This window comes from Pseudoalteromonas sp. P1-26, assembly GCF_001401795.1.
Taxonomy (GTDB): domain Bacteria; phylum Pseudomonadota; class Gammaproteobacteria; order Enterobacterales; family Alteromonadaceae; genus Pseudoalteromonas.
The window spans coordinates 1-22417 of record NZ_LKDX01000044.1; the positions used below are offsets into that span (position 1 = coordinate 1).

Sequence of the window (22417 nt, forward strand, 5' to 3'; positions counted from 1 at the left end):
CCAACCCCACAGTTCGACTGATATCTAACATCTGACCTCTAACGACTAAAGCAGCGATTTTACATCGCGTCCTAACGCCTAAAACCCAGCGCCTAGCGCCTTTCCCCTTTCTAACTTTACTCTTTCCCCTTTACTCTCGCTAACTAAATGCTCACTTCACCACTGGCCGTGGGCGCATTAACCAATGGAAAATAAATATCAAACCAAAGAACACCGATACAGCTAAAGCACACAACACAATGATGTTGGTTGGTAAGAACGAATCTGTGCTGTAGCTGTAGCGCTTTAATTCTTGCTCGGCGCTTAATTTAGCTCGTTCGGCTTTGCTAGGTAAAACAAACTCATGAAACGAATCTGTTGGTTTTGCTTCTGTACGGGCAAGTTGCGCACTTTTTTGCTGCCATAACATATCAAATTGCTGAAACTGAATTTGCTTATTTTCAAGGCACGACTCAAGGTTTTGCAACTGTAACGATCGAGCAGCACAACGTGGCGGCATAACATAAAAGCGGTCCCATGCAGCTTGTTTGCTGATGTAGGCTTGCTCAGTTAATGGCTTTGCCAAGGTGTTTTCAAGCTCAGTAATATCAGGGTTATACAAAGACGACTTTAGCTCAGCAATTTGCTCTTCACTAAAGCAAGTTTCAGATATTCGCGCCGACAAGCTTTGAATGCGCTGCTTATAGGCTTCAATTTTGTCGAGAAGATTGGTTTTACGCAGGGCTATTTGTAGCTCTATACGTTCGGCTTGCATGCTTTGACATGCATCTGAAGGAGCGCTTTGCTGCGCCCAAACAAAAGCGGGCAACAACAAGGCTGTTGTCATTAAAATCCGTTTAATCATTAATTTACGTCACTGTAAAGGTTAGGGGTACAGATTATCAGTTTCTAATAAAACTGCAACAAATCTGCGGCAAATTCATCTAAAAGAATGACAAATTACCTGCCTAACAATTTCACATAGCGAACAAGCAATAATCATGAAAGGCTTAAGGTTAATTATTTCCACTATCAAACTGCTGATCGCTCTTTTATGTTTCATTCGGCACTAAAGTACCTCCTACAAGGTTGTTATTACAGAGAAGAAAACTCGACCTTAACAACCCCACAGATCGACTTTCCCCTAGTACCTAGCCCTAGAGCCTAGCTCCTTTCCCCTCGTATCTCGCTAACTTTTTCTCAACACACCTCCACCTTCTCCACCTCAACCGGCTCTGCCAAGGCATTTTCATAAAACGCGAATACCGCTTCGGTATAAGGCTGAGCATAATGCTCATCAAGGGCGGCTTGCGATGCAAACTGCTCAACTAAAAACAAACAACGCTGTTCTTTACTCGCAAACAATTCAAAACGATTACAACCAGGCTCTGCACGAGTGGCTGCTAAAATGCCCTGTAAACGCCCTTTACAGTCGTCAAATAATGCCGCCTTTGGGGTAATTTTTGCCACGATATTAATCATACTGACTCCTTACCATATAACTTTAAAACCAATGCCCTAATTGGCGGAGCAACCGTAAAAGCCACCAAAAATGCAGCAGGCCATGCATTGGCAAATGCCTTCATCCAATTTAGAAAAAATGTATCGCTCAACCCTAAGTTGACATAAGTGACCCATGCCGAGAGTAAAAACGACATTAAAAACGAAAATGCCGCAGTAAAAGTAAAATGAATTTTCATATGTCCTCCTTGGCGTTACTATATTTGCACAAGGCAAGTGGCAACAGTCACGAAAATGCAAACTAAGATTGAGGGAGTCGTATGCTGGATGATCTGCATTTATTTATTGAAATAGCGCGCCGTAAAAGCATGAGTCAAACAGCAAAAGATTTAGGACTGAATCTATCAACTCTATCAAGGCGCATTCAGGCATTAGAAGAAAAACTCGCCGAGCCATTACTGCAACGCACAGCCCGCGGCATTGTGTTAACCGCCAAAGGCGAATCTCTTTATAACGAGTTAGGCGAGCAGGTGCTTGCTCTTAACAGCCAGCTTGAGCAACTAAATGACTCACCCGCCGCTAAAGAGTTTTACCTTTTATGCCCACAAAACATCATTGCGGGCCCACTGATGGGGGCAGTTAATCAGTTTTCGATGGCAAACCCTGCGCTAAACCTCCACATTTACCCAAGTAATGCCAATAGCCAACTAAGCCAAAAACGTTTTGATTTAGCCATTCGCATCGGCGAACAACAAGACTCAAGTTATTTTCAAAAGCGCCTAGGCATGATCGCAATAAAGCTGATTAAAAAGGCAGATGCCCCAACATCAAGGCTGATATTGCCCTATTCAGAGTCACAATTACCCAGCGGTTTGCTAAATAAATTAAAAACCGAGTATGAACATATAAGCTTTTGCTTTGATATTACAATCGCCAGAAAAATGGTTGAAGCAGGCTATGGCATTGGCTTACTGCCGATGAGCGAAATTTGCTGTATAGACGAAACCAGCAACTTTAGTTATATCGACTCCCCCCACAACATTCCCGCAAGGCCAATTTACGCCCTATGGCCTCATTCACGCACGCCATCAACAAATGCCCAGTTGTTGATAGAACAACTCCAAACCAGTATTGCAGAGTCACCAAGCTTGCAAGGAGAAATATTAGCGCTTTAGTTGCGAGATGCGAGATGCGAGATGCGAGATGCGAGATGCGAGATGCGAGGCATTGTAGGTCGGGCTTTAGCCCGTAAATAACTCAATCTTTAAACCAACGATAAAGACCAAACACAAACAACATGGCCGCAATGCCAGTCAAGGCTAATTGCCAAATTTTAAGGTCATTCAACTTTGTAAATTGCGGACCAACACTCTCATTTAAAGGAGTTGAAGCTTGTTTAACGGGTGCTTCGATTATCGGATTCTTTATCACCGCTTGGCTTGTAGTTTTATTTGAATTAATTTCTGTAATGGTCGGCTTTACAGTAATAACAATATCTTTATAGTCTGCTTTAGCTTTACCACTCCAAGCTGATTCAAATAGCTCCTTTTGCTCAGCTTTATTTTCACTACACCATACAAAATCAGCTTGCTGAATATTTTTCGCTCTACAACGATCTGGTAATTGATAAAATTGCCCCCAAGCATGGCGTTTTTTATCGTCATTATATGAGTTTGAATACACCGTAGAGTTATGTACTTTGGTGTTTAAAAGTGCGGTAGGGTTCGAGCGATACGTATAATTACCGCCATTACCAGAGCTTCTTTTTGGGTGTTTGCAGTGTCTCGCCAACAGCGTAAAAAGCTCATCTAAACGCTGATTCCAACGTTCACCTTGCCTAGCCGTATAGCTACGATTCATTCTTTTACGAATGCTCTCACGCTCAGCTTCAATACTATCGCAGCGACTTTTTGAATATTGCTCTTCAGCAACCGTGTTGAAACTCGCAAGCAAAGTAGCGAGTAATAAAATCCATTTATTCATAACATTACATCTGTGTAATTTGGTTATAATTACTCCCTATGTGTTAGCTAGGGAGGTATTTATTCAATGCTATCTTTTCTTAAGCGATCTTCAAACAACATCTTTTCAGAAATAGATTGCAGACCCCTTTGAATATCTGTCGGAATGAACCCTAAATTAAGAGCACTAGAGATTGCTAAATCTGAATTTTTAAACTCCCTTAATTGAGCAATATTGCCCAAATAGCTTTCTAATAGCTCAGGTTTTGCCTGCCTATTTAAGTTTTTACGAAAGGTTTCTACAAACTTACGCTCTTCTTCTGTGTCGTCATCTTCAAACCTTTCACAATACACTCTCTTAGCTACTTCAGTGATACTCAACCCAAGCTTATTTATTATTAATTTTATTTCTTTTTGTAATTGTTCGTATTTTTCCATTTTTTGTCCCAAATTGTCCCAGAGTGCTCCGTAAGATTAACTTGCTCTCAAAGCGAAGAGCTATTTTTAAACTTAAAAAGGATATACTCATGAAAAACATGACTCAAAGTGCCGCTGCACGAATTCAATCAGCTGAAGCAAAAGCAAACAATGGTTTAGTTGAACAGGGCAGTTTTGCCGCAAGAGCTCAACGTGCAGCAGCAAACAACCAGCAATCATCACGCCCTGCGCCACCTAATGGACCAAGTAAAACAGGTGAAGTTTCAGGTAAAGGACGTGGTAATAATCCCCCAAAATCTAAGTAAATTTTAGAGCGATAGCGGCATGAATGCCGCTATTTACATTGCTGATAATTTTTCCAAAATACTTTCTGAAACTTACTAGCTTTGGAGCTTAACTCAGCCTCTGGCACTTCTTTCATTGTTTGATCTAAAGCACAAATGCAGTTTTTAGCTAAATACTTCCTTTCATAACGGCTTAAACTTGTACCAGGGTCTGAACAAAAACTAACTATCTCAACAATAGCTCCCGTTGAATAACGGCTTGGCTCAAGTAGCTCTTTATCAAGCTTGTATGCACCTACAGCACCAATAAACAAAGCAAACTTTGCTGTAAAAAATGGCTTCTTAAACTTTTGATACGTATGACCCGCGAATGAATTTTCGCATTTATGACATTTAATATGATTTCCGTACTCTAAAGTGTTTTCTTCTTCACAGTCAGGACAAACAATATTGAGAGGGCGTGTGCTAGAAACAGCAGTAGATGTATTTTTATCAGCTTCCATTGCTTTCTTACTTTTTTGAAATCCATCTGTATAGATTATTGATACTAAATAAATTAATCAATAAAAACATTTGGTTTTACGAGTTTATTGTTCTTTTATAGTCGCTTGCTTTTGTAAGTCGCGCTTTAACCTGTTTATTAATCCAATTTCGGGTGTGAACACGGGGATAAATCAGCAATCCCCCCATGGCTAAATTTGTCGATGTACAAAGAGTTATGTATATTAATTTTAACTTAGCTGAGAAATTAAAATGACAGAGCAAAATTCAAAAGGTGTTTGGCTTAACAGCAAAGAAGCGATGAAGCGCCTTAAAATAAGTGCATGTGAATTAATGCACCGCCGTGAGCGAGGTTTGCTTAAGTTTGAAAAACTCGGTCGCGCTTATTTTTATTATTTTGAATAAATAACCCACTATGGACTTTCCTGAATACAAGCAATTAATTAAAAGCCTAAAGCATGGGAAGTCTTTACCTACCGCTGTTTATCTTCATAAATCTTGTATCGCAGAATGCTTGCCTGAAGCGCTATCAGCATTAATAAATACAACAATAAAAACGTTAGAGGTTGATGCTGATTGGAATCTAATAAAGCTCTATAAACGTGATTTTAAATTTACCCTGCTCGAGTACCCAAGTTTTGATCAATGCTCATACCCAGAGCTTCTAAAAAGCCACACAATAGACATTTACGAAAACACGGTAAAAACGACAGATTACAGTAGCTCTGCCAACCCACCAATATTACATCGTAAAGAAACATTCGTTTTACCTAACTACCCTAATTACAAGCTCTTTGAAGAATTAACGAAAGAAGGTGAGCAAATAGGCCTTTATCAAAACACCAAAAGTATTGGCTTCAAAAAGCAATGGCAAAACTTAATAAAACGCAAAGGCTACAAGTTAGATGAAAATGGCAGACTTCATCAAGTAGCTAAAATAGTTGAATCAAAAAACCCCGAACAACCACAACAAATACAACGACACCTAACAGCTATAAACAGAGACAGATTATCAGCACCATTCCAAAAGCTTGCAAAGTATGGCTACTTGAATGGTGACTATTCAATACTCGATTACGGTTGCGGGTTAGGTGACGATGCGACCGAGCTTGAAGCTCATGGACTAAACATAAATGCCTGGGATCCTGTTCATCGCCCTAATGCAACTAAAACACCGTGCGATATTGTTAATCTTGGCTTTGTACTTAATGTTATTGAAGATCAAACAGAGCGCCAAGAAACTCTAAAGGCCGCATATCAATATACAAATAAGTTGTTACTTGTTTCTGTCATGCTGGCTAACGAAGCCAAGCAAGAGCATTTTAAGCCATATAAAGATGGTGTAATTACAAGTCGTAATACGTTTCAAAAATACTTTAGCCAAGCGCAAATACGCTGCTACATAGAGCAAGTTCTAAAAGTAAAAACAACTCCATTTGGGCAAGGTATCATTGCTGTTTTTAAATCTGCAGAACTTGAAGAAGCACACCATCTTGAGCTGCAATTTAAAAATTATGACTGGCAGCACATTACACAACGCCCAACACCTAAGGTTGTAAATAAAGCTGAGCAAAAATCGTTATTTGAAAAGCATCAAGACTTATTAGCTGACTTTTGGCAATACTGCTTACACTTAGGCAGAATGCCTGCAAATGATGAATTTGAACAAAGCCTCGCAATTAGGCAAATATTTACCAGCCATAATAAGGCATTTCAGTTTTTACAAGGCTATTACGACCAGTCCGAATTCAATCAAGCAAAAACCAAAAGACATGACGATTTACTTGTATATTTTGCCCTTAGTCTGTTTGGAAAACGCAAAGCTAAAAGCCATATGCCAGCCAAGCTTACCCGCGATATAAAAATACACTTCGAAAGCTATAATCATGCACTCGAAGAAGCTAAGTCACTGTTATTTTCAATTTCTGAGCCTGCCAATATTGGTAATGCATGTTATCAAGCATATGAAAATATAAAACTTGGCGAACTGCACGACAATCACTCTTACATTTTGTCTACCCGTTTTTTAAACCAGCTCCCTGCTATTTTACGTGTTTACATTGGCTCTGCAGCGCAGCTTTATGGCGACATAGACGACATTGATTTAGTAAAAATACATATGCGTTCTGGGAAAGTGACCTTTTTAAAATACGATGACTTTAGTAAAAAGCTGCCACTGCTTATTGAGCGAGTAAAAGTAAAATTACTCGAACAAGATATAGACTACTTTTTCTATGGCGATGATTACCCAAATCAACCCATGTACAACAAAATTGATTATTTACAAAAAGGCAGTAGTGAATACAAAAGCCAGCAAAACTTCGATAAGAAACTAGCTGCCATGCTCAAAGGAGTCGAAAAATCAGAGTGGCCAAACTGGCCAATACTGCAAAAGGTGTTTGAGTATTGGAAGATAGAATTAAAAGGAGATCGTTTTATAAAACTAAAACATTAAAATCCTATCAAAGTTTATTTAATTTGCTAAAATAACCTCTTTGAAAGCAAGTTTTATGTAGAAATATTACGTAAGGTACGTAATAATATTACGTAAACCTGCATAATGGACTTGCACCAATGAGTAATTTAGATTCAAACTATTGTTACAGCTTCCCTGCTGTAAGAGGCCAGCAAGCTGGCAAACCTTTTTACATTGCTACCTGCCCGCTTCGACTTATCCCAAAAATATTCGTTTATGATGAAGAAGAAGTCCCTGTCGAATTACGTGCACAACGTACTTTAAATAAAAACCGTATTCCTGAAATGGCGCGTTATTTGGTTGATTCTCCAAATGATTATGTTTTTTCAGCAATCACTGCATCTGTTGGCTCAGAAGTTGACTTTATTAGCACGGGTGATGGTATTAACTTAGGAACTTTAAAAGTACCTATGGATGCCCAAATACTTATAAACGATGGCCAACATAGACGTGCCGCCATTGAAGAAGCAATTAAAGAAAGACCAGAGCTTTGCCAAGACAACATTGCTGTACTTTTCTTTGTTGACGAAGGCTTACAACGCAGTCAGCAGATGTTTGCCGATTTAAATAAGTATGCCGTAAGACCGAGTGCATCTTTGTCGACCTTGTACGATCACAGAGATCAAGCCGCTGAGTTGGCTCGTTACCTTGCTTTGGAATGTGAACCATTTCTGGGCTTTACAGAGTTTGAACGCTCTGCAATTGCAGCAAAAAGTAGCAAGCTTTTTACCCTTAGCGGTATTAAGCAAGCTAATAAAGCCTTGTTTGCTAAAGGCCTTAAAGATGGATACACCGATGAAGAGAGAAAAGTAGCGGTCTCATTTTGGCGCAATCTAAACCAATATATGCCTGAGTGGCAGCAAGTAAGAGACAAACAGCTTTCAGCCACAGAGTTTCGACAAGAGTACATTAGCGCGCATGGTATAGGGCTTCAAGCTTTGGCAATAGTAGGCAACGAACTACTAAAACTCAGTGAGCCTGAGCAGAGTAAATGTTACACTCAGCTACATAAAATTGATTGGCGAAAAGCAAACCCAGCTTGGAAAAACCGTGCAATGAACCATGGTCGACTCTCTAAAGCCGTTTCAAATATATTTTTAACAGCCATAGAAATAAAAAAACAAATTGGCTTAAAGCCCTCTGTTGAAGAGCTAGCTAAAGAAAAAGAATTGTTAAATACATGACATTATTAAATCAGTACGATCTAGACGACTATATCGAGTTTATAGAAAACGAGTCATTTGCAGGTGGAAAGCTACATGAATTTGTAGCTAATACGCAGCGAGTGTACATGGCCGACAAACGCCCTTGGGTTATAGGTTACAGCGGTGGTAAAGATTCATCAGCAGTGATGACACTCGTTTATTTTGCGTTACTAGGATTAAAGCCCGAAGATCGCCATAAGCCTGTATTCGTTGTTGCATCAGACACCCTAGTTGAAACGCCTATGGTTGTTGATCACGTCGATAAATCTCTAAAACTTATTGAAGAAGGCGCAAGACGCGAAGGTTTACCAATCACTTCGCATAAGGTTGTGCCTAAATCTAACAATACTTTTTGGGCAAACTTACTAGGTAAAGGTTACCCAGCACCAACGCGTAACTTTCGCTGGTGTACTGAGCGAATGAAAATTGATCCGGTCAGTACATTTATAAAAGAGCGTGTTAGTGAGTATGACGAAGTAATCGTTGTACTTGGCTCTCGCTCTCAAGAAAGTGCCTCTCGTGCCCAAGTTATTAAAAAGCATAAAATTGATGGCTCTGATCTTGCTGTACACACTACATTAAATAATGCATTTATTTACACTCCAATCGATACATGGAGCGTAGATGACGTATGGAAGATATTACGTCTTTGCCATTTAAAAACGGAAGAAACACCCTACGGCACAAAAAATAAATGGCTAGATAAATATGACCTTGAATGGGAAAACCCATGGGGTGGTAAAAACCTAGTTTTATGGAATCTATATAAAGACTCATCTGGCCAAGGTGAATGCCCTCTCGTTATTGATGAAACAACACCATCGTGCGGTAACTCGCGCTTTGGATGCTGGACTTGTACTGTTGTCACCAAAGACCGCGCAATGGAGAGCTTAATTCAAAATGGTGAGCAATGGATGCTACCACTGTTAAAGTATCGCAACATGCTTTCACGCAGTACTTCACCAAAGCTTAAAAAGAAATATCGCAACCATATTCGCCGTGATGGTCGTCTTGCATTTAAAACATTAAAAGAAGACAAAGAGCGCGTACTTACCGACGATTACACAACGGGCCCTTACTTATTAAAATACCGCAAACATGCCATGCGTTTGCTGCTTAATATTCAAAAGCAATTTAATGAGCAAGGTAGAGATGTAGAGCTAATAACTGTTGATGAGTTGCACGCTGTACGTCACGAGTGGCTTAACGATCCTAACGAGCCTGATTGGGACGATTCATTACCTGCTATTGTATTTGATATTTTAGGTATTAAGTTAGACTGGACGATTGATGACTCAAACCAATTCAGCTTTACCGAAAGCCAGTTATTACATGACATCGCACCTAAACATGGCGTGTCACCGCAAATGGTTAAAAAGCTAATAGATGTTGAAAAACAAATGAGTGGGCTTGCTCGCCGTACCGGTATATTCAATCGTATTGGTCGCTTAATTCAGCAAGACTGGGAAAGCGCAGAGACTATTATTGCCTCTAATTTAGATATCAGACAAAAGCAAATGCGCCAAAGTAATGAAGTAAAAACGCTTGAAGACGAGTTAAAGCAAATAAACGCAATGTTAAAAGCTGAGGGCATAGAATGATTTTTAAAACACTCACGCTTAATAACTTTCGAGTTTTCAATGGCGAAACCAGTATCGACTTAACACCTCGCAAAGAAGGTGTTTTTGAACGCCCAATTATTTTATTTGGTGGTTTAAACGGTGCAGGTAAAACATCAATTCTAACTGCAATTCGTTTGGCATTACTTGGTAAACGCGCACTTGGCGCAGTGATCACTAAAAAAGACTATCTTGCTTATTTAAATGAACAAACAAATAACACTGCTTTAAAAAGTGATGAAAGCGCACAAGCACGAGTTTCATTAAGCTTTACACACACTCATCAGGGCGAACACAAGCTTTATGAGGTTACACGTCAGTGGCAAGCAGAACAAGATGAAACATTAACGCTTACAATTAATGGAGTGCTAGACACTTCACTTAATAGCGAACAGGTGCAAGCTTTTTTACATGAGTTAGTGCCGCCGGGTATTGGGGATTTATTCTTTTTTGATGGTGAAAAAATTGCAGAGCTTGCTGAGGACGACACAGGCTCGTACTTGAAAGAAGCAGTACAAAAACTGCTTGGTATCGACATAATTAATCGCCTTGATTCTGACTTAGGTATTTACCTTAAAGGTTTGGGTGCAGAAGCAGCAGACAAAGAAACTATTAAAAAGATTAATACAGCCGAGGCCGAAAAAAAGGCGATATCAGTACAAGTTAATGAAGCCCAACAAAATGCCGACCATATCGGAGTTAAGCTTACTGAGCTTAAAACGCAAATAGCTTCTAAAGAGCAAAGCATTCAAGCGCGTGGCGGCGCTTGGGCAAAAACAAAAGTTCAAGAAGAAGCCAAAGTATCAGAGCTTATTGCACTTGAAAAAGAGCTTACAGCTAAAATTCGCCTAGAATTAAGTGGCTCATTACCAATGGCTTTAGCACCAACGGCAATGCAAAGCTTAATTGAGCAGTTAACAAAAGATCAAAAAATCAAACAAGCAAAATCGTTTGGCAATGAGTTGACCCAAGCTTTACCTGACTTAGAAGCTAAATTAGCAACACAATTTAGCACTCAAAGTAACGATATTATGGCAACGGTAAACAGTTATTTTGGCCAATTAGTTGCGCAAAGTAGTATGGAATCGCCGGAGCTGGATATTTCTGATTCTGAGTTTGCGCTTATTCAAGCACAAGTAACAGATGCTCAAAAATCACAGGCATTACTAAAAGAGCTAACACAAGCCCTTGAAGCTGTACAAAACAAGCTAAGTACTTTATCAATAAATATTGAACGTGCCCCAGATGCAGAAGAGCTTAAAGAGCTATACGAATCGTTACGAGATCTTGAAAAACAGCGCGATGCAATCAGCAAAGAGTACATTAGCGAATTGCTTAAAGCGAAAGAACTCAAAACGAAAGAGCTCGAGTTGGCAAAACGTTTAGAAAAGTTCTATGCAAAACTTAAAAATAAACACTCATCAGACAAAGCTGTAGAGCGAGTAGAACAAAGCCAAAACGTACTCCACGAGTTTAAAGAAGCGCTTACTTCACAGCGTGTTAGCCAGCTTGAAGAGCTATTTGTTAAGGCATACCGCAAACTTGCTCGTAAAGAAGATTTAAAGCTTTCAGCTAAAATTGACCCTAGCAGCTTTGATGTAAACCTTGTTGATGCGGAAGGCTCAGTGATTAACCGCAAATCAATGTCTGCTGGTGAAAAACAGATTTTTGCTTTTGCTATTTTGGAGGCGCTAGGTAAGCTTTCAGGAAAAGTGCTACCTGTGGTGGTAGATACCCCACTCGGAAGGCTCGATTCCAAGCATCGCGATAAGTTAATTAAGCACTACTTTCCAGAAGCCAGCGAGCAAGTAATTTTACTATCAACAGACACCGAGGTAGATGAAAGCTTCTACCAAGCTATTGAGCATAAGGTGTCTCACGCGTTCGAAATTGAATTTAATCAGCAAACAAGTAGCTCAACTCTTCGCGAGGGTTACTTTTGGGCTGAGCTTGCACAGGAGGCCGTATAATGCTCCCACAAACAATGTGGCTAAATAAAGCCGTTGAAGAGCAATTACAAACACTAAAAGGCAAAACAGGCGTTACACCAAACGTTGCTGCACGTATTGCTTTTTTTCGCTCTGTTGAAAAGGGCTTTGTATTTGATAAAGACACTGATTATAAGCTCTCAGGCAGCCTCAAGCTTGATAAACATACTTGGCTGGGTAAAACCCAGCAAGTGACTGAGTTGCTCCTAGAACAACGCTACCCGGAATATTCTGATAAAGAGTTACAGATGGCTTGGGCAGCGCATGTTGAGGATGGGGTATCTGCTATTAGAAACCAAAAAAGCATTTCTAACTTTTTGGGCTGTCTTTAGTTACATAGGTGCGCTATTTTAAGGCTCATTCAAGAGCCTTAAAAAATTTGTTGACAGCTTTAATTAAAAGCTAAATATTACTTTCGCAGCACTCAATAAATCTTCTGTTCTATTTGAGAGACTTTCTCGATTCCAAACAGGATAATTTTCAAAAGCTTTATTTAATAACACCTTACTATCATTGACCAAAAACTTATATTTCTCTTCATAAGATATATTCCCAAGAGATGAGTTCAACTGGGGGTCTAATAAAGTGATATTACCTATTTTATTTAAATCCTGTTCCATTTCAATATTTGCCGTTTTAGCATTTTGCGGGTAAATGTGTTCAAGGGTTATTGATGAGAACTCATATACTGCAGAATAATCAATATTTTTCTCTCTACCAGAAGCACCTTCTTTCATTCCATTTTGAAACCACCTCCAACTGTCTTCAATACCAAGTAAAAGGTACCTTAAACTTCTATTGTCTCCCTTTTTAGGGTCAATATATTCTAGATCTTTCAATCGAGAAATAAACTGCTCATCACTTGCATCTTTTATAAGTAATTCTCGTAAATCTTTTTTGAAGTTTTGTACTGTAAAACTGTCATCATTTAAATTCCTACAAGCTTTCAAATAACGAGTTGTAGCTAAATCAATTTTATTTTTACAGATATGTTTGTATCTAAAAAAGAAAATTTCTAATACTCTAACGACTTCATAAAATTGTGATTCTTTAAGTTGAGTTGCAGCTGCTAACAAGGGTATAGGGTGCGTGTGCTTAAGATTTTTGACTAAAACATTAATACGGTTGCGTTGCCATGCTGTTAATGTACTTTCACTGTAAGGCCACTCTCCATTAGTAATCTTATGAATCTTATTAAGCTCTTTATAAATAAGGTTCATTTTTTCAAAAACCTTTTCCGGCTTCACATTTGTATGACCAATAACTTTATCCATGAATTGATCATAAAAAGCTGAACTTTTGACTTTATCCCCAGTTAGGCCTGAATAATAATAACCTAAGAGCTTTTCCAACTGAGAGCCATATTCTTTATCTAAATCATCCCAAATTCTTTCCACATGATTAAAGATATGTTCAGAGTTTTTATCGTCGGCCATCCCAAGGGTTTTAGCTCTCAGAAGGTCTGTATGATTTAAACTTTCGCCTCTATCATTTATAACTTGGAACAATTTGTAAGCGTCAGCAACTTTACTAGTAATCATATGTATTACATTACAGCTTTCGTTGATCACTTTTTCAAGGGCATCAAGCTGGTCTAGCTGTTTATCAATTGTTGACTCAGATGTTAAGCTCTCTAAAAAGTTGTCTAATTCAATCTCAGCACTCTTTAATCTAATATGTGAATCTCTCTCAGGTTCCATGGGGGTACCTGAGACAAGACTGAAGAAAAATTCATCATCACGTCTAGATAGCTCCAGCCTTCTCACATACTCCGTCTTTTTATTTACAGATTTTTTATAGTTTATGTAGCGTTCTGTTAACTCTGTAATCTTTTCTGATATATATTCAGAAAACTCATTTGGTTTTTCATTTAAATTATAATATTTTTTTATCAAACAACTTGCTAGCAACATAAATGTTGTAAGCCTTTGTTGACCGTCAACTAACTGATTTACTCTTTCGTGACCACCAATACATTCTTCTTGAGCACAAACTAACGATCCAAAAAAGTGTTCTGAACTACTTTTATCATTTATTATGTTTTTTATATCATCAATAAAGTCATCTAATTGATTGTTTTTCCATGCATAGCCTCGTTGGTATTTAGGTACTCTAAAAACATTAGCGTCTCTAAATAACGCACCAATTGATTTATAATCAGGTTCTACCTTCAATGTAATTTCCTTTTATTTATTGTAAAGACATGAAATAGCACATAAGGGAGCAACAGCATCAAGCAACCCCCTTTTATAAGTTGCCTCAACTAGGGTGCGCACATTATCACCAAACCTTTCCGTTACTCGATTAACACCACGCTTATGTAGTTCTTTTCCTAATGGACCTAATTGTTTATAAGTGGTCATATAGTCAATTACTTCTTGCTTGTGAGCAGGTGTCGTGTCATACCACTCGCGTAACGTAACAACCTCGGCATCACGTTTAGCCCTTTCAACCATTTGAATATATGCAACAACTTCAGGCGACTTGCGGCTCAATTCTTTTTTCTCTATGACTACTGAATCATTCATCTTTAAGTAACTCCCAAAACGCTTTATCTTTAATTCGCTTAATTTGCTTTTCACCGTTGATATAGAGGCTGGTATGCTTTTCTAGCTCGCGTATGTTTTTCATCAGTAGCTCTTGCTCTGATTTATCATCCACATTGAATATGCCTTTAATATCTTGATTTTTAATTTGCGCTACGCGGTGCACAATCCAGCTTAAAATGTACGCAGAATAGTCGTTTTCACCGGTTTTAAAATGGGTAATATCTTGTGTTGATAAGATGACACCAACACCGTATTCACGGCCTTCTTTTAAGATTTTGCGAAGGCTTGGAAAGTTCTGCGACATAAAATTGTCTGCTTCATCCACCAGCACAAGTTTAGTTACTTGCCTAAAGTCACCTTGCACTTCGGGCTTTCCTTGTTTTTGCATTTGTGAGTAAAACAAATCAAGCGTAAGTGCTACCACTAAGTTTTGCACTTCGCTTGGATAACCCGCCAGCTCTACAACCGTAATGCCATCTACTAGGTCGTAAAGCGACATACACTTGGTAGTATCATCTTCAAATACTTCAAGCTCACAAACACTTTCTAGTGCAGCATAAAGCGAATCTTCAGCTGGCTCACTATCTAAAAATAGCGCCCAAAGGTCTGCCATTGTTGGTGCAGCTTTGTGCCATGTTGATTTGTCAGATTTATGAATCCCCGCAAGGTCGTAGGCTTCACCTATAAGCTTTCGTAATTTAAGCTGTTGCTTAGTGCCTAAGTTGAATGCTTTACCCATCGTTTCCGAGAAGCCACGAGCAGTGTGAACAGGCAACATTGGTGTATCGCCAAACAAACTAAGAGGGTTGTACGGGAGCTTATGCAAATTAAACTTCTTGCCACTCGTAGCATTTAAAAATTTATCATCCACATAATCTGACTTGTAATCAAAAATCAAAATACCAATCGGTTTACCCTCTACATTTTGATGTTGATTTCGATAAAGCTGAGTTACTACAGATTTAGTACATTGGGTTTTACCTGTTCCCATTGTGCCTATAATGCCTGAGTTGGTATTCATAAACTTGGCGGTATTTGTAGGCTCCCAATACACAGGCTCATTATTTTGCATAACATGGCCAACTAAAACTTTTAACTCTTCTGCTGGAGCGGGTTGCGTATTAATTGATGATATGTTCTTTTCAATGACCAGACTGGAGGTGTCTGCAGGCCGTACCTCAGTTTTTTCTTGGTCAACTTCGATACTTACATCATTGAGTTTATATTTTTTAAGTAAATCTATTTCTCTATTTATAAACGTAAGCTGCTCACAATAATTACCGGGATATTCTTCTCTAGCTTGTTGCTTAAATTCTCTAATAGTTTTTACTGAATCAGGTATAATTAAACTATCAATTTCACCAAAATATTTTACCTGTCGTTTAATTTCTCGGATTTGGGCCCCAAAGTCTTCAGCATATTTGTCTGCAGCGAAATCTTTGATGGCTTCTAATGACCAACTAGGTACATTATCAAAGGTTAAACTCTGCAGAGTTAAATATCCCTCACTTTGCTCATTTACAAAAATATCAAACATTTCAGGATCATCAAAATATGCAGTTTTAGCCCACTCATAAATTTTAAGTGTAACTTCTTTCGGTATACCTGTTTGCTCTTGTAGCGGAGCTAGCAAAGCACCTTTATCATCGGTCGTGTTGCCTGTAACAGATTCTAGCTCGTCTTCACTAGTACTCTTTGGAGATTGCTCTATTACAGCGCTTTTATCTTGCTGGTGATTATTACTATAACCGCCATGTAAATAATCAGCGTTTTTTGTTTTATGTTCCGCTACAAGGTTATCAACTACATGATTGTTACTTTTAAATAAATTGAATGTATTTTGATTTAATGAGTTTAAAGCATCTAATAGTTTCTTTTTGAAAGCTTTAAACTCTAAAATCATTTCTCTACTTACACCGCTTTTCCATTCTAAGCGCTCAGTAGATATAGTAAGCAGATCATTAACTATTAAGGGCTTTTTATAGAATTTTGTAATTATTTCAATAATTAGCTGACACTTTTCCGGAACTATGAGTTTAGAAACAAGAGTTTGTGGAGTTAAAGCTTCACTTTCTTGGTGATTATTTAATTGATCAACTTGATTTAAAGGTTTTGTATTTTGAAATTGTTCATTTGCGATATTTAATCTTGCTTTATAAATTTTTTGCAATCGTTTCAGATCCCTCAAATGACAAGGCTGAACTCTATGTAATCTAATAAACCATGATTCATCAAGCTCTAAAAGCTCTTCGATAGTTAACGTACGTCCTTTAGCTTGTTTGATTCTATCAATAATAAACTTAAACTCGCTATTTGCTTCTTCGGTGTCTTTTAAGAGCGTTGTTGATAAATACTTTTTAGTATTAATCGGTGTTGCTGGTTTATTACTTTTTAAACTCTTTTCGCTGACTGGATTAATACCACCTAAGTTTATACCTAGTTGTTTTTTTAAATATTTGAGCTGATCAATATAGTTAGATTGATACTTCCCTTTAGCAACACTTTTAAGTTTTACATAATTTAATATATCTGTTTTATTTGATAACGCTACGATTTCAATATAAGCATTAACTTGAGCATCATAAGTACTATTTATTTCAGTACCTTTGACACCTTCTGAAATAATTAACTTTAAAATGCTATTTGAGATGTCTACTGGAATTTTGTTAGATATTTTTAAATTTAACTTAGCTATAAGGCGCTCTATTGCTCTATTCGTCAATACGCCTTTTTGACTAGTAACTTCATCGATTGTAGGGTACTCATTATCATTACTTTTCCCACTTTCTGAAGCTTGGTTTTTAAAAATATCTTCCTCTACAACCTCAGGTATAACTTTAGTTTTCTTTAAAGGTTCAATAGCTAATTCTTTTTTGAAGACAATATCTATAGGTTTAGTTTCAGCGTTTAAAATGTACTTTTCATCTATATATGACAAATACTCAGGGCTAATATTCTTAAATAGCTCCTGCAAAGGCGTGCTTATAAATCGATTTAAGTTAGCACTTGGTAGTATGATTTGCAGAATATCGTCTTCAACGATATATTCTTCTTTGGCAAAGTCGGCATTTTCAAAAAATGCCATCATAAAGCCTTGCGGGTAGTCAGCTAAATCAGCAACTTGGTAATCACCTTGTAACCACCACTCACGATTGTTTTGTAGTTCGCTAAAGTAATCACTCTCGTATACTTTATATAATTCAAACTTATCAACTTGCATTAATACTTGACGAATAAACAAGCCTCGGTATAAATGCCCTGCTAAGTCGTCACGGCCAAATAGATTTTCGACCAAATAGCGCTTTAACTCTTTAGCTTGTTTAACGCCTTTATCATGATTACGTTGCTGGCCAATTTTTACTTCGAGCGGTAACAAATACATTTTTTGCTCTTTGAAACCAACAAACAATACATCATCTGAAATCGCGCCGCTTTTAAAACCTTGGGCAAAGCGCGAAAAATCACTTTCACTCATTTTTAAACCAACATTACCTGCTACGCGTAGCATTTCGGCCACGCTCATTGGTACCCAGGTAATATCGCTTTGGTGTAATAGGCAGTTAATGTACTTATAAGCGCCAATGATACTTTTTTTCTCTTTCCGCTCGTTATCATTGCAAGTGATCATTTTAAGCAACCACTCGCCATTAAAGGCATTAAACTCATCAATTAAGCCTTTAACACCTTGCGAAAGTACTTGGTCGTATAAATCGCGGCGCTTTGTTACGGTGATTGCATCGTAATTAGCTGAATTCGAAAAGTTGTCTGAGTAATGTATTAGTACGGCATCTTTTTGCGATTTAAAAAAGTCGAGCGTTACTTTTGGATCAATAATTACTGTCCAAACAGAGCTCTCATATACATCTTCAAGTAACTCGGTAAGCTTGCCTGCTACTTTTAATGCTAAGCCATTATTGGTCTCATACTTTTGCCCACACCAAGCTGCTTTGGCAAGATTATTATATTGACTGCTCAGTTTGAGGCTTGGGTTATTATCTAACGCTAAATTCTGCAAACCGTATGTTGTAAGGTAAGTGTTTTGCTCGTTATAGGCGGTTTCTCCTGCTAATAAACCATGGCATGCAACACCCGATTTTTCTGTTAACACATCAACAGGCGTTGGCTCAACACTTGTGTCGTTACGAACAAAACTAATGTGCGCATAAGCAAAGTCAAGTTCACTTTCTAGTTTGAACTTACTGTAAGTTATACGGTTTTTAAGCATATCTGCTATGGCATCAGCTTTGTCTTTTTCACCAGTAAGCTCTGCAAGTTGCTTTAACTCATCGTAACTTGGCGCATCGGCAAACTCATCAAAGTAAGTACGCTGAAGTGATTTATCGAATAAGTTTACATGGATCCGATTTGCATCGTCTGGTGTTTGTTTTTTTAGATAATCAACTAACCCTAAAAACAATGCTTTGTTATCGGCATTATTAATTGAGTTGATATGCAGAGTTTCTTTTTTGCCCTTACTAAATAGCACATCAAACGCTTTAGCAAACTCGCTTGCTTTTTGTCTTACCAGTGGGCGTACATAACCTAAACTAACATCTTTATTTGCAACTAGATTACACCACATACGATTCTCAGGCAGAGCTTGGTTGTATGCAAAACCATCTTTTGCGTGCCAAACAAAAGGTAATAGTCCTTCCGCATTTAAGCGTTTTAATGTGGCTTTTGGTAATGTATTAAAGCTTTTGTCGTTTTCATCACTCGCTTTAGTTACTAATTGAGTAAAGTAAGCTAAGCATAGTGGGTGATATGGCGTTATAAACTCTTGCTCTTCAAACTCTGCGGTACCAATATTTACTAGCATGCTAGACTCAGGCGAAAGTAATACTTTGGTTTCTATTTTTTCTATTTCGCTTAAATAGCATTCAACCACATTTTGCGCCAAGCTTGTAAACTGTTGCCCCCAAGAGCATGTACTTATTAGCGCTTTACGAGCATCTAGATAATCAAATAGTGCACTGTAAGCGTTATATAGTGATGGGTGGGTATTTTCGATATCGTTTAGCATTAATTGAGGTCGCTGCCCCACTGTGGTTGCTAGAGCCCTATTATCTTGTAGTTCTGCTTCCCATTTTAATAGCGTTTTACGCAAACCTTTAGGTGTTAGGTCTTTACCATCTAGTACCACTTTCTCTTTTGCACGATTATAAAGGCCGTTAAAATCATCGTTATATAGTCGGTTAAATAAATTGGTATCTAAAACTAATGGCAAAGATAGGCTGTCTGATGACACTGCGCCATCGACCTCAAAATTCAAAATACTTTCGCCATTTTGGACGGCAAAGGTAAGTGTATCGGTTTCATTTGCGAACTCTGCAAAATCAACTGCTTGAGTTTGTTGTACCAAAAATGTTTGATTAGACTGACTTACCTTAGCTGTACTGCCCTGCTCTGAGACTTTAAGCATCCCCGCATTAGTTTGCAGTGTAATGAGTTGTTTTCGTGGTACAAGTAAAAAGCTATCAGCCAAGCCCTCAAGGAAAAATGCCCCTTTTGGTAACACAAGGACCCGGTATTTAAACCTCTCTTGCGGCTTTTCTCGTTTAAAGTCAACGCTAAAGTAAAAAGGCTGCCCTGAGAAAGAGCCTATAACTTCAACGACACTATGCTTTGCTGAGCGGTTATTTACATCTAGCGTAATTGGCTCTTTTGTGTGTTGCAGTTTTAATTCATTTTTTAAAATCTTGCCGCCAGTGAAGTAAGACTCTAATTTAAACTCAGACTCTCCCTCTGGCATTTCAATGATTAGGTGCCTTTCTTTTTTATTTTCACGAGCAATAAAAGTAAAGTTTTGCGCAATTTCTTTTTCAAATGAAAGTAGGTTTTCTTTGTTATCTCTACGCTCTTTTAAAATTGCGCCAAAATCTAGATCTTGCCAGTTTTTATTATCACCAAAGTGCTCTGATACAAACTTTTCACCAAGGTCTAGATCACCCAGTTTCTCTACTAGCTCTTGTGGGTATTTTTCAACGAGTTCACTGATGTTTTCAAATAGCTGATGGTTTTGTGATAATCGCTTATCTATTTGTGCAGTATCACCCCAACCAATTATTGTGTTGTCGTTAAATAGGCCTAGCTCACGAAATTGAATAACGCCATCTTCAAGTGCTTCAAAGAGCTCGCTGAAGCCGAACATTGTTGCACCATCTTCAATTATTAATTTAAAGCGATGTTCAAGTAAGCATTGAGAAATTTGATCCGTACCACTAATTGATGTGATCAATTCACTTAAAGAGTGCTTTATTGTAGAAGGGTGCCAAACTTCACCTACATTGCCTAAGTCTCTTGCAGAGTTAATCAAGGTATCTAAGTACGAGTTGTGTACGACAAGTAAAATGCAATCACCCAACTCTCCATCTTGGCTGGATATTAAATCGCGCAGGTGCGAAATATAGTTTTCACTTAGGCCATTTTCAGATTCACTGTGTACGACTGGAATGAGCTTTTTATCAGCTAGAGATAGAGCTTTAAATTGCTGGTTAATATCTGCTGTTACTATTTCTACAGTCGTGTCTGCCTTTCTTAATAAAGCTTCATATAAGTTTTGACTATTTGAGCTATCCGGTGAGCGAAATTGAAAACGACTTTCGCCTTCAAAGCCCTTAGCTGCCCACTTACAAAAGTGCTCGACTAAAAAGTCTTCATATAGTTTTTTTGACATATACTGCATCCCCGCTGTCACTCATTCGCTCAACATTACCCATGCGCTCAAATAGGTCTATTAAACATTCTTCACTACTTTTATCAAAAAATACGCCACGGTTTTGAAACTCAACTAACAGCTCATGAAGTCTTAGCTTTTCTCTTGAGCCAATTGAGATATTGGTAAGTAATAAAAGGTAGTCCTGATTTAAAACAAGGTATGAACCAGCTCGCCCACGACTTTGTTCAAAAGGCTTAATCAAGGTTTCACGTGTCGCTTTTACAAAATTATTAAAGGCTGTTTCACGTGTAGCCCCTTTCTTAAACTGCTCAGTAAATAACTTTATTAGGCTTGTGATGGCTTGATCTATATTTTCTGCCGGTAGTAGCTCACTAGTTAATTTACGGTCTTCATGAAACTTAGCCGCATAGTTGTTAAGCGCATCAATATCATTACTTGTTAATTCACCAACAAGTTCCCACAGCGGCACAATTGATGATTTAGCGTCTTGCAAGCTCTCGTTTAAAGCAAGATAGGGAAATAAAGCATAACTAGATTCAACAACTTGTTTGTGCCCATGAAGCTGCAGCTTTGTACGCTCTTTACTTGCTTTTTCGCTATCAAGAATGAAATAACATGGCTTAACTTCTGGTTGGCTCGACCAACCACGTACATTGAGTGCAAGTTGTGCGGTGTATAAAAAACCATATAGCTTTAAAAACGACTTAATATTCTGTAAAAAATGCTCTGGGTAACCTACTAAAAACTCTAAGTCTTTTTGAAAAAACTCACTCAGTTCAGGTAAGTATGGCTTGTTAAATTTCTTTAGTTTTTGACTTTTTTTAGTAACCAGAGGCGAATCAAATACAGTTTTGATTTCTCTTTCTAAAAAGTTTAAGTGTGACTCTGGTGGCTGAGTTAGTTGTAAATCGCCCAACAGGCCAACTAAAAAAGCTGTTAAACGCTCATCACCCGCATTGCTACTTTCTGGGTTTAATACTTTCAGAGCTTGCATTTCTGGCGAAATATTGAGTACTTGCTCGTTGTCGAAGTACATTTTCTCAATAATATGCCAAAAAGGCTCACCATCAAGTTTGTTTGTAATTTGAGTTTTACAAAGCAACTTAAAGTCATCTAGCGAATTAATCGTTTTCTCTAGCTCTATGTTATGCAATGACTTGATAAAAAAGCCAACAACGGTTTCCCATTCATACTTATTATTTGCACTGTTGGCTGAAACAGGAAAATAGCTAGCTGCACTGTTATTTTTAGGTTTTAATTGTTCAACTAATGGCATT

Annotated in this window: 18 protein-coding genes; 8 read left to right on the forward strand and 10 right to left on the reverse strand. The window is 38.0% G+C overall.

The features are described from left to right. Positions 1-151: 151 nt before the first annotated feature. The 3 genes from AN394_RS17205 to AN394_RS17215 all read right to left on the reverse strand — a co-directional run bounded on the left by AN394_RS17205 (position 152) and on the right by AN394_RS17215 (position 1679). Complete coding sequence (locus AN394_RS17205; protein ID WP_152968948.1) at positions 152-844, reverse strand: hypothetical protein; 693 nt, start codon at positions 842-844, stop codon at positions 152-154. Between the two features lie 335 nt (positions 845-1179). After that, on the reverse strand, positions 1180-1461 hold the full coding sequence (locus AN394_RS17210; RefSeq protein ID WP_055022108.1) for a putative quinol monooxygenase: 282 nt from the start codon (positions 1459-1461) through the stop codon (positions 1180-1182). Next, positions 1458-1679: a DUF2798 domain-containing protein gene (locus tag AN394_RS17215; RefSeq protein ID WP_055022109.1), complete on the reverse strand. Its 222-nt coding sequence runs from the start codon at positions 1677-1679 to the stop codon at positions 1458-1460. Before AN394_RS17215 ends, AN394_RS17210 begins: the two co-directional genes overlap by 4 nt. A gap of 81 nt (positions 1680-1760) precedes the next feature. Between AN394_RS17215 and AN394_RS17220 the strand changes: the two genes are divergently transcribed. Continuing rightward, a complete protein-coding gene (locus AN394_RS17220; RefSeq protein ID WP_055022110.1) occupies positions 1761-2615 on the forward strand; it encodes a LysR family transcriptional regulator in 855 nt (284 codons plus the stop codon). 82 nt (positions 2616-2697) lie between these two features. Here AN394_RS17220 and AN394_RS17225 read toward each other — a convergent pair whose 3' ends face one another. Then, a complete protein-coding gene (locus AN394_RS17225) occupies positions 2698-3423 on the reverse strand; it encodes a hypothetical protein (RefSeq protein WP_055022111.1) in 726 nt (241 codons plus the stop codon). Positions 3424-3482: 59 nt separating this feature from the next. Continuing rightward, complete coding sequence (locus tag AN394_RS17230) at positions 3483-3839, reverse strand: hypothetical protein (RefSeq protein WP_055022112.1); 357 nt, start codon at positions 3837-3839, stop codon at positions 3483-3485. An 89-nt stretch (positions 3840-3928) separates the two neighbouring features. Between AN394_RS17230 and AN394_RS17235 the strand changes: the two genes are divergently transcribed. Then, a complete protein-coding gene (locus tag AN394_RS17235) occupies positions 3929-4144 on the forward strand; it encodes a hypothetical protein (RefSeq protein WP_055022113.1) in 216 nt (71 codons plus the stop codon). Positions 4145-4173: 29 nt separating this feature from the next. Here the strand turns inward: AN394_RS17235 and AN394_RS17240 are convergent, their stop codons facing one another. Continuing rightward, positions 4174-4626, reverse strand: a complete 453-nt coding sequence (locus AN394_RS17240) for a hypothetical protein (RefSeq protein ID WP_055022114.1) — start codon at positions 4624-4626, stop codon at positions 4174-4176. A 250-nt stretch (positions 4627-4876) separates the two neighbouring features. Here AN394_RS17240 and AN394_RS22180 point away from each other — a divergent pair, with 250 nt between their 5' ends. The 6 genes from AN394_RS22180 to dndE all read left to right on the forward strand — a co-directional run bounded on the left by AN394_RS22180 (position 4877) and on the right by dndE (position 12244). Then, a complete protein-coding gene (locus tag AN394_RS22180) occupies positions 4877-5029 on the forward strand; it encodes a hypothetical protein (protein ID WP_200910021.1) in 153 nt (50 codons plus the stop codon). A gap of 10 nt (positions 5030-5039) precedes the next feature. Next, entirely contained in the window at positions 5040-7079 is a 2040-nt protein-coding gene (locus AN394_RS17245; protein WP_055022115.1) for a DNA phosphorothioation-associated putative methyltransferase, read from the forward strand. Positions 7080-7198: 119 nt separating this feature from the next. After that, positions 7199-8284, forward strand: coding sequence for a DNA sulfur modification protein DndB (gene dndB, locus AN394_RS17250; RefSeq protein WP_055022116.1), 1086 nt, complete (start codon positions 7199-7201; stop codon positions 8282-8284). After that, on the forward strand, positions 8281-9906 hold the full coding sequence (locus AN394_RS17255; protein WP_055022117.1) for a DNA phosphorothioation system sulfurtransferase DndC: 1626 nt from the start codon (positions 8281-8283) through the stop codon (positions 9904-9906). The genes dndB and AN394_RS17255 overlap by 4 nt, the downstream gene beginning before the upstream one ends. Continuing rightward, positions 9903-11894, forward strand: coding sequence for a DNA sulfur modification protein DndD (gene dndD, locus AN394_RS17260; protein ID WP_055022118.1), 1992 nt, complete (start codon positions 9903-9905; stop codon positions 11892-11894). Before AN394_RS17255 ends, dndD begins: the two co-directional genes overlap by 4 nt. Then, positions 11894-12244, forward strand: a complete 351-nt coding sequence (gene dndE / locus AN394_RS17265) for a DNA sulfur modification protein DndE (protein ID WP_055022119.1) — start codon at positions 11894-11896, stop codon at positions 12242-12244. Before dndD ends, dndE begins: the two co-directional genes overlap by 1 nt. A 63-nt stretch (positions 12245-12307) precedes the next feature. On the opposite strand, the gene AN394_RS17270 is transcribed toward dndE, so the two are convergent. Genes AN394_RS17270 through dptG form a run of 4 tightly spaced genes read right to left on the reverse strand, consistent with a single transcriptional unit; the run spans position 12308 to position 22416 of the window. Further along, positions 12308-14086, reverse strand: coding sequence for a DUF262 domain-containing protein (locus tag AN394_RS17270; protein WP_055022120.1), 1779 nt, complete (start codon positions 14084-14086; stop codon positions 12308-12310). A gap of 12 nt (positions 14087-14098) precedes the next feature. Continuing rightward, positions 14099-14440, reverse strand: a complete 342-nt coding sequence (locus AN394_RS17275) for a hypothetical protein (protein ID WP_200910022.1) — start codon at positions 14438-14440, stop codon at positions 14099-14101. Further along, positions 14433-21137, reverse strand: a complete 6705-nt coding sequence (dptH, locus tag AN394_RS17280; protein WP_055022121.1) for a DNA phosphorothioation-dependent restriction protein DptH — start codon at positions 21135-21137, stop codon at positions 14433-14435. The genes AN394_RS17275 and dptH overlap by 8 nt, the downstream gene beginning before the upstream one ends. Then, positions 21118-22416 (reverse strand): DNA phosphorothioation-dependent restriction protein DptG, encoded by a 1299-nt coding sequence (gene dptG / locus AN394_RS17285; RefSeq protein WP_055022122.1) that lies wholly within the window; start codon positions 22414-22416, stop codon positions 21118-21120. Before dptG ends, dptH begins: the two co-directional genes overlap by 20 nt. Position 22417 lies beyond the last annotated feature (1 nt).